The following is a 12,523-nucleotide window of genomic DNA, read 5'->3' on the forward strand; positions in this document are numbered from 1 at the left end:
GTCCGCGACTACATCGCTGCGGGCCTCCCCTGCGAGCACCTCGATGTCGAGGGCGACGGCCGGCATTTCTTCGCGACGATCGTCTCGGCGAGCTTCGAGGGCAAGCTGCGTGTCGCACGCCACCAGCAGCGGCACGGTCGGATCCGGGCGCCGCGCATCGTTCAGGCCGTCGGCACGCAGGAAGGCCTGGACCAGCTCGGCCATCAGCTCGGCGTCCAGCAGCGCGGCGCCATGCAGCGTCAGGGTCGCAGGCAGGCCGGCGGCGGGCGGCTGGGCATCCAGCGTCGCATCCGCCTGGGTGACCAGCGCGGCACCTGCACCGGCCCGCACACCGGACTGCGAGGCCGACTCGCCACGCCCGGACAGGAAGAAGCCGGCAGTGGCCACCAGCGCGACACCGACCACCGGGACCAGCCAACGCGCCGCACCGGCCGGCGAGGACTCGACCGCCGCGTCGACGGGCAGCAGCGCGGCGCCGCATTCCGGGCAGCGATCGTCCGGCGTATTCAGCGGCAGCAGCGCACGGGAAGCCGCCTTGCTGCAGGCGGCGGGAAGGTTGGTGCAGACAGCACGGCTCATCGGGGGCATTCCTGACGGATCAGCTTCATCGCCTCGCGGGCGGCTTCGTTCCAGTCGCGACTGATGGTGTCCCACTGGGTGGGCGGCGACTGCCGGCGCAGCATCTCGATGCGGTCGCGCATGCGGTCGCGCAGCCCGGCGATCGCCTCGGGCGAGCCGTGGCGACCCGACTGCAGCTCGGCGCAGACCTCATCGAAAAGATCGTGCAGCACCCGCTCGCGGGCCTGGTCGACCGCCTCGAGCGGATCGCGCCCGAGCCGCACACGGGCGATCTCGAAGCCGTCGGCATCGAGGCTGACATGCACCAGCACCGGCGCGCCGGTCAGCGGCTCGGGTTCGTGGCGCAGCAGGCCCAGGGCCTCGGCCAGCAGCACGACGGTGCGCGCACGCGCCTGCTGCGCCTGCACGTCGACCGCCAGCAGCTCGGGCAGGCAGGCCGCCTCGTCGAGCTGCAGCCACAGGGCTGCGCGCCCCGCCTGCAGCCGGTGCGCCTCGTGCAGCCGGTGCAGCTCCTGCACCGGGCGCAGCGCCTGCAGCGGCAGGCCGCGCACCAGGCGCATCAGCACCAGCGCGCCCTCGCCTTCGGCGCGCATCTGCAGCGCCGGGGCGGTGCCCGCACCGCCGGGGCGGCGCAGCAGCCGGGCCAGATCCGCCGGCAGCAGCGTCGGCACCGGCCGCGTGGCGGTGCGGGCCGCCACCTCGCCGCCGCCCTCGTCCTCGTCGGCCGCGTCGGTCTCGTCTGCCGGGGCCTCGCCGGGCTCCGGCGGCGCCGGCACCCGCAGGCATTCCTGGATGCTGGCGCCGGGCGCCTCCTCGGACGACCACAGCAGCGAGACCGCCGCCTGCGCACGCAGCGCCGCCTGCTCGCGCGCCAGCCGCTCGGGCTCGGCCTGCAGGCCCGCCAGCCAGGCGTCCCAGGCGCCGGCAGCGACCGGCTGCAGCTGCGCCGGCGGCAGGCGCTGCGCACAGGCCGCCAGCAGCGCGTCGCAGGTGGCCGCCTCGCCGATGCGCTGCGCGAAGATGCGGAAGCTCGCCTGCTCGCCGAGCCGGGCGAACAGGCCGGCGCGCAGCACCCGCAGATGCTCACGCTGCATCGTCTCGCGGGTGATGAGCTGCTGGCGCCAGTGGTTGAGCAGCTCGCGCGTCTCCAGCCGGGACTCGCCGGCCTCCGGCCGGGCCGGCGGCAGCGCGGCAGCGGCGGCCGCATCGGTGGTCTCGACCAGCGCGGCCAGCTCCATCTCGCCCGCGTCGATCATGCCCTGCAGCGTGGTGAGCTGCGCCTCGATCTCGGCGACCAGCCGCAGCGTCAGCGTGACCGCCGCCGAGCGGGTGCGCGCCAGCGCGTACTCGCGCAACCGCTCGATCAGCGCCTCGACATCGACCGGCGCGGCCTGGCCCCGCAGTCGCGCCAGCATGCCCGGACGCACCGCGGCGGCCTGCTCGGCCGCCTCGATCTGCTGCCACAGCAGCGCCGCCTGGGTCTCCAGCCCATGCTGCTCCTGGCGCAGCGGCTCGATGCGGTCCGCCAGATCGGCCAGCACCGCCGCCAGCAGCTGGCCGCACTCATGCAGCGCGCGCCGGCCCTCGCGCCAGTCCTCCCACAGCGTCGACTCGACCCGCTGGCGCACCACCACCGCGCGGCGGCGCAGCGCATGGTCGGGCAGATCGAAGGCCGCATCGATGCCCTGGCCGCGGAAGCGCTCCTCCAGCCCCTGCTCGAACAGGCGCCGCAGCTCGGTGGCGCGCCGGGCCGGTGCGACCAGCTCGATCAGCTGTCGGTAGTGCGCCTCCAGCGCCTGCCACTCCTGCTCGATCGGCGTGCCGGGCGGACTGTCGCCGTCGATCTCGGGCAGCGGTGCGGCCAGCTGCAGATGCGCCTCGCTCAGGCCCCAGCCGACCAGCAGCGTCTCCATCGCGTCCATCGCCTCGACCGGCACCGGGCGCGGATGGGTGACAAAGCCCAGGCCCGGGCGCCAGTGGTTGTAGCGCAGCTGGGCCAGCAGCCGCAGCAGCAGCTCGTGGCTCAGATGGCTGCGCAGCTCGACCCGGTCGGCCGCACGCTCGGCCAGGCCGAAGGCGGCGAACTCGCCCCGGCGGGTGGCCTGTCCCGCGGCGCGCGGCGGCGTCAGCCACTCCGGCTCGCCGCTGACCCGCTGGAAGATCCAGTCGGCCAGACGCTGCTCGCGTCCGGCGGCGTCCAGCGGCTGCAGGCCACGCTCGTCGGTGCGTGCCGACAGCAGGCACAGCTCGAACAGGCCCTCCTGCGCGGCGGCCTGCAGCTCGCGCAGCACCGCATAGGCCTGGATCTCGGCCAGCGGCGCGGGCCGACCGGCGGCGGTGTCGTCCTGCGGCAGCAGCGCATGCAGATGCACGCTGCAGCGGGTGGCCGGCGGATGCTGGCGCAGCAGCTGCAGCAGGTCGATCAGCAGACCGGCGCCCGTGGCCCCGCCGAGCTGGACCACCAGATGCAGCGTCAGCGACGGATGCGTGTGGCGGGCCTGCAGCGCCTGCGAGACCGCATCCAGCGCCAGCCGCACCCGCCCCTGGCCGTGCGCCAGCAGCAGCCGGCCGAGCCGGCGCGAAGGCCAGCCCGGCAGCCGAGCCGCCACCTGCGACAGCGGTGCGTCGAAGGCGCCAAGCTCGAGCAGCCGCGCCTCCCAGTCGAGGCCCTCGGGCGCCAGGCAGGCGCGCAGCTCAGGCCGGGCGCGCAGCAGCGCATGCAGCTCGGCGGCGCTGGCGCCCAGCAGCAGCCGCTGCTGGGCCGGCGGCACCAGGCTGCTGCCGAGATGGCGCCAGCCAGGCGCCTCGTCCCGGAACTCCTTCGGATCGGTGTCGATCAGCAGCGGCTCCAGCACCGCGCGGCGACCGGCGGGCTCGATGCGGCAGGCCAGCCTGCGGCACAGGGCCTGCCATACCCGGACACCGGCCCCCCCGAGCCCGAGATACAGATGATTCATGTCAGCGTCGTATCCAGCAATGTCGTCATGCCGGTCGCGGCAGCACTGCCGCCCGGCGGTCGCTATGGTCCCGGCAAACCGCCAGCCCCCCGCCGCCGGATCGCCCCGCATGGCCCCCGGAATTACGGGGTAATCGCGCGGCATTTTGCGTTATTTCCACTTCCAGTCCGGCACCCGAAGTTGCAGAGATCACGACATCTGACACGAGTTGCAACAGCCGCTGCCTACAATCCCGCGATGACTGCCCCGAAGAACTTCGTCCACCTGCGCTCCCACACCGAATTTTCCGTGGTCGACGGCACGCTGCGGATCGACGACGCGGTCGATGCCGCCGCGAAGGACGGCCAGGCCGCGATGGCCATCACCGATCTGTCCAATCTGTTCGGCGGCATCAAGTTCTACAACGCCGCGCGCAAGAAGGGCGTGCAGCCGATCATCGGCGTCGACATCTGGCTCGAGCCCGACGGCCCGGCCACCGCCGGCGATGCCCGCCCCGCCACCCGGCTGCTGCTGCTGGTGCAAGACCGCCAGGGCTATCTGAACCTGTGCGAGATCCTGTCGCGCGCGTGGATCGGCAATGTGCAGCGCGGCAACCAGGCCTGGGTGAAGTGGGCGTGGCTGGAGGAACTCGGCGGCGGGCTGATCGCGCTCTCCGGCGGCCTGATGGGCGCAGTCGGCCAGGCGCTGGCGATGGGCGACACGGCGCGCGCACGCGATGTGGCGCAGCGGCTGGCAGCGCTCTTTCCGGGCCGCTTCTACCTCGAGCTGCAGCGCGCGCAGCTGGCCGGTCACGAGGCGAACGTGCGCGCGACCGTGCCCCTGGCGGCGAAGCTGGGCCTGCCGGTCGTCGCCACCCACCCGATCCAGTTCCTCGAACCCGACGACTTCGAGGCCCACGAGGCGCGGGTCTGCGTGGCCGACGGCGACACGCTGGGCAACGCCAAGCGCGTGCGCCGCTTCAGCCGTGACCAGCATTTCAAGACGCAGGCCGAGATGGCCGCGCTCTTCGCCGACATTCCCAGCGCGATCGACAACACCGTCGAGATCGCCCGGCGCTGCAGCCTGACGCTGGTGCTGGGCAAGCCGCAGCTGCCGAACTTTCCCACGCCGCTGCTGGCCGACGGTTCGGCCATGCCGATGGCCGACTACTTCCGCCAGCTCTCCTTCGAGGGCCTGGAGGATCGCCTGAAGCTGCTCTTCCCCGACGCCGCGAAGCGCGATGCCGAGCGCCCGCGCTATGTCGAGCGGCTGGAGTTCGAGCTGACGACGATCCTGAAGATGGGCTTTCCCGGCTACTTCCTGATCGTGTCGGACTTCATCCGCTGGGCCAAGGCCAACGGCTGCCCGGTGGGCCCGGGCCGGGGCTCGGGCGCGGGTTCGCTGGTGGCCTATGTGCTGTCGATCACCGACCTGGATCCGCTGCAGTACAACCTGCTGTTCGAGCGCTTCCTGAACCCAGAGCGGGTCTCGATGCCCGACTTCGACATCGACTTCTGCCAGGGCAACCGCGACCGCGTCATCGACTACGTCAAGGACCGCTACGGCCGCCCCGCGGTGAGCCAGATCGCCACCTTCGGCACGATGGCCGCCAAGGCGGCGCTGCGCGACATCGGCCGGGTGCTGGGCATGGGCTACGGCCATGTGGATTCCATCGCCAAGCTGATCCCGGCGCCGCCCGGCAAGACGGTGACGCTGGCGCCGCTGCCGGCCAACTTCGACCCGGCCAAGTCCAAGCTGATCTACGCCCGCCACGAGGCGCCGGAGATCGAGGAGCGCGAGAAGAACGACGAGGAAGTGGCCGAGCTGCTCAAGCTCGCCACCCGCGTCGAGGGCATGGTGCGCAACATCGGCATGCACGCCGGCGGCGTGCTGATCGCACCGGGCAAGATCACCGACTTCTGTCCGCAGTACCAGCAGCCCGGCAGCGACTCGGCGGTCAGCCAGTACGACAAGGACGACGTCGAGGCCATCGGCCTGGTGAAGTTCGACTTCCTGGGGCTGGCCACGCTGACCATCCTGGAGCTGGCCAAGGAGTTCATCGTCGCGCGCCATGCGCACCGCAAGGACTTTGCCTTCGAGACCATTCCGCTTGATGACCCGAAGGTCTACAAGCTCTTCTCCGACGGCCTGACCGAGGCGGTGTTCCAGTTCGAATCGGGCGGCATGCAGCGCATGCTGCGCGACGCCAAGCCCAGCCGGCTGGAAGACCTGATCGCGCTGAACGCCCTGTACCGCCCCGGCCCGATGGACCTGATCCCCAGCTTCGTCGCGCGCAAGCACGGCCGCGAGGTGGTCGAGTACCCGCACCCGCTGGTGGAGCCGGTGCTGGCCGAGACCTACGGCATCATGGTCTACCAGGAGCAGGTGATGCAGACCGCCCAGGTGCTGGGCGGCTACAGCCTCGGCGGCGCCGACATGCTGCGCCGCGCGATGGGCAAGAAGAAGCCCGAGGAAATGGCGCAGCACCGCCTGCTGTTCCGCGAGGGCGCCGCGAAGAAGGGCATCGACCAGGACAAGGCCGACGAGGTCTTCGACCTGATGGAGAAGTTCGCCGGCTACGGCTTCAACAAGTCGCACGCCGCCGCCTATTCGCTGCTGGCCTATCACACCGGCTGGATCAAGGTCCATCACGCCGCCGAGTTCTTCGCGGCGAACATGACCATCGAGCTGGACGACACCGACAAGCTCAAGATCCTGCGCGACGATGCCACCAAGCACTTCGGCATCGCCTTCGAGGCGCCGGATGTCAACGTCGGCGTCTACCGCTTCGAGCCGGCGCCGGGCAAGGCGGGCGACAAGCTGATCCGCTACGGCCTGGGCGCGATCAAGGGCACCGGCCAGGGCGCGATCGAGGCGATCCTGCGCGCGCGCGCCGAGGGCGGCCCGTTCCGCTCGATCTTCGACTTCGCGCACCGCGTCGACCGCAAGAGCCTGAACAAGCGCGTGGTCGAGGCGCTGATCAAGGCCGGCGCCTTCGACCGGCTGCATCCGCTCGGTCTGGACGGGCGCGCGCAGCTGCTGGCCAGCGTCGGCCTGGCCTTCGAGTACGCCGACAACCAGGCCGCGCATGCCGACCAGGGCGGCCTGTTCGACTTCGGCGACGAGGCGGATGCGCACGGCAGCTCCACCCGCGAGCCCGACTATCCGGCCGTCGAGCCCTGGGACGTGAAGACCCGCCTGTCGCACGAGAAGGTCGCCATCGGCTACTACCTCTCGGGCCATCTGTTCGACCAGAGCGGCCCGGAGGTGCGCCAGTTCGTGCGCCGCGAGATCGCCGACCTGCAGGACAGCCGCGAGCCGCAGACGGTGGCCGGCATCATCGCCGACCTGCGCGTCGTCAACGGCCAGCGCGGCCGCGCGGCGATCTTCAAGCTCGACGACAGGAGCGGCGCGATCGAGGCGGTGGTGGCCGAGGAGCTGCTCAACGCCAACACCGAGCGGCTCAAGGACGACGAGCTGCTGATCCTGACCGGCAAGGTCCAGCCCGACCGCTTCAGCGGCGGCCTGCGCTTCAACGTGCAGCAGATCTCGGACCTGGCCGAGGCGCGCTGCCGCCATGCGCGCTTCCTGCGCGTGGTGGTGGGGCGCACGCTGCCGCCGATCGACGCGGTGCTGGCCGCGCATCCGCCGAAGCAGGAAGACACCGAGTTCGGCGAGACGCTGACCCGCGGCGTGCCGGTGCGCCTGCGCATCGTGCGCGAGCAGGCGGTGGGCGACATCGACCTGGGCGAGCGCTCGCGCTTCTGGCCCAGCGACGAGGCGCTGGCGCAGTGGGCCGCGCAGTGCGGCGCGCAGGCCCAGCTCGTCTACACCGACGACAGCGCAGGCTGAGCACAGGCTGAGCCGAGGACCGGGCAAGGCCAGGGGAAGTGCGCAGGCCTTCACGCCGCCCCTTGTCCTCGGGAGACCGATCCGGAAAAGCGGGCTCGGCGTCAGGGATTCACGCTGCTAACCTTCATCCCAGGTTGACGAGTTCCTGCAGACCGGCCTACTCAACCGGCCTGATCGTCACACCTGAACCCTTGATGAGCGCATGAAGCATGAAGGGCCGGGCCTGCTCCCGGGTCCGGCCAGGGACGCCCCCGCAAGGGGGCGTCTTTTTTTCTGGTCAGGCGGGCAGGCCGGCGGGCGAATCGCGGCGCAGCGAGGCAAGCGCGTGGCGCAGCCCGGCCTCTTGCTGACGCAGGGCCATCGTCGCCGCACCCAGTTGCTCGACGAAGGCAGCGTTCTGCTGCATGGTGCTGTCGATGTCCTGAAGGGACTGGTTCAGGGCTTCCAGGCGAGGTTGCCCATGTCGCGTCGCCTCCGCAGTCTGATGCATCAGGGCCTGGGCGCGAGAGATCAGCGCCTCCATTTCGCCCAGCGCCTGGCCTGTGCCACGAGCGATCTGGTTGCCCTCGCCGACACTCGCCACCGCGGCCTGGATCAGGTCGCGCACATCGCGGGCCGCAGCCGCGCTGCGCTGAGCCAGCGAGCGGACCTCGTTGGCCACCACCGCGAAGCCGCGGCCCTGCTCGCCGGCACGAGCCGCCTCCACCGCCGCATTGAGCGCGAGAATGTTGGTCTGGAAGGCAATGCCGTCGATGGCCGCGATGATCTCCGACATGCGCCGGCTGTTGGCGTCGATCTGCTGCATCGTGCTCAGCAGCTGGTGCGTCGAAGCCAATACCGTCGAGACGGCTGAAGCCAGCCGGTGATTGCTCTGCTCGGCCTCCATCGTGACCTTGAGCGTATCCCGGGACTGATCCACCACGGCAGCGATCTCGACCGAGGTGGACTGGGTGCGAGCCGCGCTGGCCTCGGTGCGAGCTGCCAGATCGGCGGAGCCGCTGGCGATCTCCTGCAGAGCCGAGCCGAGGTTGGCAGCGGCCGTCTCGACCTGGCTCATCATCGCTCCCAGTCGGGCCTGCATGCCCACCATCGCCGCGACCATCGGCGCATCGGCTCCGGCCGGAGGCGTGGACTCGAATCGGCCCTCGCTGATGGCGCCGGCCATCGCGTTCACCTGGAACGACCCCTGCACCAGATTGCGGAGCATGACGGCCAGATAGGAGAGCGCCAGGGCCTGGACCGTGCCGACGCCGGCATGCACCCAGAAATGGCTCCAGCCGCTGCGCGGACTGTTCCACACGATCGCGCCAGACTCCATCTGCTGCAGCACAGTGAAACTGCCGTGATGCAGGGCAATCAGGCCGAGTGCGAACACGATGGGCCGCCAGTCGCAGTAGACCACCAGCACCGACATCAGCACGAAGAAGCTGAAATGCGCCTCCATGTCACCGCCGGCCTGCTGGATGACCAGGGCCGTGAAGATCATGAAACCGGTGGCCATCGCCAGACGCGACAGCAGCGAGGCCGGATCGCGGTGCGCCAGCCAGGCGGGGATCAGCACTGCAGGCAGCCCGACCACCAGCGCCAGCATCAGCGTGGACGTCGCCAGGCCAATGCCCAGGCACAGCAGCAAATGGGTGCTGGCGCAGATGATCGCCACGCGGTGGGCCCGGCGATGGAACTGCCGGTTCTGAAGATCGACGCTATCCAAGACAGTCTCCTGCAGTTGGACCGGCCGACGCCGCGGGTCAACGCGTGCGACAGATGTCCGGGGATGCGGTCGCCGGACGCAGATGCCACAGGGCCGCGCCGGAGAGTCCGATCCAGAGCACCAGCACCAGCACCAGCAGGGCTGGCGATCGCAGCGCAGGGGACGACGTCATCACCGGAGTGGCAGCAGGCATGGTGCGAGCGGGACCGTGAATGAGCTCGGGCTATCGACTCCATTCGGCCAATCTTGATGCTGTCCAGTACAACATGTGCAATCTGCGGAAATCATCCGGCCCGCAAGCGCGCGCGCCATTCCAGCACCCCCTGCCCTGCCGCCCGCCCGCTGGCCAGGCAGGCCGTCAGCAGATAGCCGCCGGTCGGAGCCTCCCAGTCGAGCATCTCGCCGGCGCAGAACACACCCGGCAGCGCGGACAGCATCAACCCCGCGTCCATCGCCTCCAGCCGCACGCCGCCCGCACTGCTGATCGCCTCGTCGATCGGGCGCGGGGCGGTCAGGCGCAGCGGCAGCGCCTTGATGCGCCCTGCGAGCGCGGCCGGATCGGCGCACAGCGCGGTCCACTGCGCCGCGTCCAGCCCCTCGCGCAGCAGCGCCGCGCGCACGCCGTAAATGCCGGCCTGCTCCTTCAGGTGATTGATCATCGAGCGCGCGCCGCGGCCCTTGGCCAGCGCGGCGGCCAGCGTGGCCTCGTCCTTGGCCGGCAGCAGATCGAGCGCGATGTCGGCGTGGCCGCAGGCGGCGATCTCGTCGCGCAGCAGCGCGCTGGCGGCATAGACCAGATTGCCCTCCAGCCCGCCGGCGCCCAGCACCGCCTCGCCCAGGCGGTCGAAGACCTGGCCGGTGCGATCGGTGAACTTCAGGCGCACGTTCTTCAGCGGCGTGCCGGCATGGCGCTCGCGCAGGAAGTCGCTCCAGGCGATGTCGAAGCCGCAGTTGGCCGGCACCAGCGGCGCCACGTCGACGCCCTGCCCGGCCAGCCACGGCTGCCAGGCGCCGTCCGAGCCCAGCCGCGCCCAGCTCGCGCCGCCCAGCGCCAGCACGACGGCATCGTGCGTGTTGGCCCGCGGCCCCTGCGGCGTGTCGAAGCCGAGCGTCCAGCCGCCGCCCTGCGCGGCCTCGAGCTGTCCGGTCCAGCGGTGGCGCGCATGCAGCACCAGCCCGGCCGCGCGCAGCCGGTGCAGCCAGGCACGCAGCAGCGGCGCGGCCTTCATGCCCTCGGGAAAGACCTTGCCGGAGCTGCCGACGAAGGTCGGGATGCCCTGCGCGTGCACCCAGGCGCGCAGCGCCTCGGGGCCGAAGCCGTCGAGCCAAGCGCCGACCTCGGCGGCGCGCTCGCGGTAGCGGCCGCGGAAGGCCGCCTCGGGTTCGGCATGGGTGATGTTGAGCCCGCCCTTGCCGGCAAGCAGGAACTTGCGCCCGACCGAGGGCATGGCATCGAAGAGCTCGACCTGCGCGCCGGCAGCGAGCAGGACATCGGCGGCCATCAGGCCGGCGGGACCGCCGCCGACGACGGCGACGCGGAAAGGAAATGGGGCAGACATGCGGCGAGTCTAGGGGCTCGCCGAAGGGCCGCGCGCGCGAAGCCCGACAGGCGTCTCGGTCCGCCAGCCAGGCCACCGTTACTTGTGAGAGGGCGCCACCGCGCCGGAGCTGGCGCCATAATGTTCATCACAGTTCACCACAGTTCAGCCGGGCTACCCAGCCACGACTCCGCCCATGACAAAGACCACCTCCTTGGCCCTGTCACTCGCACTGACCCTGGGTGGCTGCCTACAGACTGTGCCCTCGGCCAACGTGCGCATCTGCGACGACAAGGGCTGCTCCGACCGACCGCGAGACACCGCCACCTTCGACACCACCAAGGACGACAACCCCGAGGAAACCCGTCGCTTGGCCACGCTGAAGGACATCGCCGCCAAGGATCCGCGAGCGGCCTACGACCTGGGCATCCGCCTGATGCGCGGCGATGGCGTGCGCATGGACAGCTATCAGGCCATCCAGTGGCTGCGCCAGGCCGGCGAGCGTGGCGACCTGCGCGCCCAGGCGGCGCTGGGTCGCATCTACCTCACCGGCCTGCAGGAAATGGGGTCCGATCCCGCCGAGGCCGAGCGCTGGCTGTCGGTCGCCGCAGAACGCGGCGACAAGGAATCGGCAAGGCTGCTGCCCGAAGCCAACAAGGCAAAGCAGGACGAACAAGCACGCTACCGCTGGCGCGAGCACTACCGCAAGAACGGCATCGCCTGGTGGTACAGCGCCTACCCGTACTACTGGGCCTGGCGCGCCGGCGTCTGGGTTCTGTACTGACACCCTCTTCCCCGACCTTCACCCCCAACGCACATCACCATGAAGAATCTGGCAAGCCCCTTCCAATGGACAGCCTTGGCCTGCACGCTCGCACTGGCCGGCTGCGTGACACCCGGCGGTGGCATCGTCTCCACCGGCACCGCCGCCACCGAAGCCAAGGGCGGTGCCGCGGGAGGCACGAGCGTCGGGGCCAACAGCAACCTGCAGCGTTGCGATGCACCGCTGGGCACGCTGGCCGTCGACGACGGGCGTGGCAAGCAGTGGTACGCGAGCTTCGGCCAAGCCACTCAGGTGACGTCGATAGAACCGCTGCTGCGGCTGGCGGTGCAGCAGTCCAACTGCTTCGTGATCACATCCATCGGCAACAACCGCATGGAAGAGAAGATCTCCTCCATCACGGACAAGCAGCGCAACTCGGGCGAGTTCCGCGCAGGCTCGCAACAGCAGAAGGGGCAGCGCGTCGCAGCCGACTACTTCCTCGACCCGCAGATCATCATCAACAACGATTCCACCGGCAAGATCGCAGGCGCGCTGGGTGGCTTGCTCGGGCGTGGGCTGGGCGCGGTAGCAGGTTCGATGGAATCGAAGGCCTCTGTCGTGACGCTCACGCTCATGGACATCCGCTCGGGTGTACAGATCGGCATCTCCGAGGGCAGTTCCACCGCCACCAACTTCGGCGCTGCGCTCGGCGCCTTTGGCGGCGGTGCGGCGGGCGGACTGAGCGGCTTCTCGCGCACGCCCGAAGGCAAGGCCACCGTGGCGGCCTTCATGGACGCCTACAACAACATGGTGATCTCGCTGCGCAACTACAAGGCACAAGAGGTCAAGGGCGGCCTGGGCAAGGGCGGCGTACTCAAGGTTGGCAACTGACGCTGCGCGGCATCCACCGCAGCAGCATCGAGCCCCAGCAGAGTCGGTAGCGCCAATCTGGGCATGGGGCTTGACGCCTCGAACGGAACTCGTCGGCTCGCGAGGGCTCAGGATGCCCCCTCAGATTGACCTTGCCCCTGTATTCCGTATCCCATAGCCAGACTACGCGCTGGCTTGCCGAGCTTGGCCGGCGAGCCAGTTTTCTTCGAACTGCATCGGGCTGACGTAGGCCAGCGTCGAGTGCAGTCGGGTT

General features: G+C 70.5%; 7 protein-coding genes and 1 pseudogene. 4 read left to right on the forward strand and 4 right to left on the reverse strand.

The annotated features are described in order from the left end of the window. Positions 1-129 (forward strand): annotated as a pseudogene (locus HZU84_RS20785) (BolA/IbaG family iron-sulfur metabolism protein); the annotation flags it as partial. A 446-nt stretch (positions 130-575) separates the two neighbouring features. Here the strand turns inward: HZU84_RS20785 and HZU84_RS19335 are convergent. After that, the gene (locus tag HZU84_RS19335; RefSeq protein WP_180693097.1) at positions 576-3,536 is read right to left on the reverse strand and encodes a tubulin-like doman-containing protein; all 2,961 of its coding nucleotides are present in this window, start codon (positions 3,534-3,536) and stop codon (positions 576-578) included. A 237-nt stretch (positions 3,537-3,773) separates the two neighbouring features. On the opposite strand from HZU84_RS19335, the gene dnaE reads away from it, so the two are divergent. Then, a complete protein-coding gene (dnaE, locus tag HZU84_RS19340; RefSeq protein ID WP_149502672.1) occupies positions 3,774-7,367 on the forward strand; it encodes a DNA polymerase III subunit alpha in 3,594 nt (1,197 codons plus the stop codon). A gap of 277 nt (positions 7,368-7,644) precedes the next feature. Here dnaE and HZU84_RS19345 read toward each other — a convergent pair whose 3' ends face one another. From HZU84_RS19345 to HZU84_RS19355, 3 genes are all read right to left on the reverse strand, one after another. Then, positions 7,645-8,958: a methyl-accepting chemotaxis protein gene (locus HZU84_RS19345; protein WP_149502671.1), complete on the reverse strand. Its 1,314-nt coding sequence runs from the start codon at positions 8,956-8,958 to the stop codon at positions 7,645-7,647. A gap of 157 nt (positions 8,959-9,115) precedes the next feature. Continuing rightward, a complete protein-coding gene (locus HZU84_RS19350; RefSeq protein ID WP_180693098.1) occupies positions 9,116-9,271 on the reverse strand; it encodes a hypothetical protein in 156 nt (51 codons plus the stop codon). Positions 9,272-9,362: 91 nt separating this feature from the next. After that, positions 9,363-10,637, reverse strand: a complete 1,275-nt coding sequence (locus HZU84_RS19355) for a BaiN/RdsA family NAD(P)/FAD-dependent oxidoreductase (RefSeq protein WP_149502670.1) — start codon at positions 10,635-10,637, stop codon at positions 9,363-9,365. A gap of 175 nt (positions 10,638-10,812) precedes the next feature. Between HZU84_RS19355 and HZU84_RS19360 the strand changes: the two genes are divergently transcribed. After that, entirely contained in the window at positions 10,813-11,400 is a 588-nt protein-coding gene (locus tag HZU84_RS19360; protein ID WP_149502669.1) for a tetratricopeptide repeat protein, read from the forward strand. A 39-nt stretch (positions 11,401-11,439) separates the two neighbouring features. Beyond that, the gene (locus HZU84_RS19365; protein ID WP_149502668.1) at positions 11,440-12,270 is read left to right on the forward strand and encodes a hypothetical protein; all 831 of its coding nucleotides are present in this window, start codon (positions 11,440-11,442) and stop codon (positions 12,268-12,270) included. The last annotated feature ends 253 nt before the right edge of the window (positions 12,271-12,523 follow it).

Source organism: Sphaerotilus sulfidivorans, assembly GCF_013426975.1.
In the GTDB taxonomy this organism is placed as follows: Bacteria; Pseudomonadota; Gammaproteobacteria; order Burkholderiales; family Burkholderiaceae_C; genus Sphaerotilus; species Sphaerotilus sulfidivorans.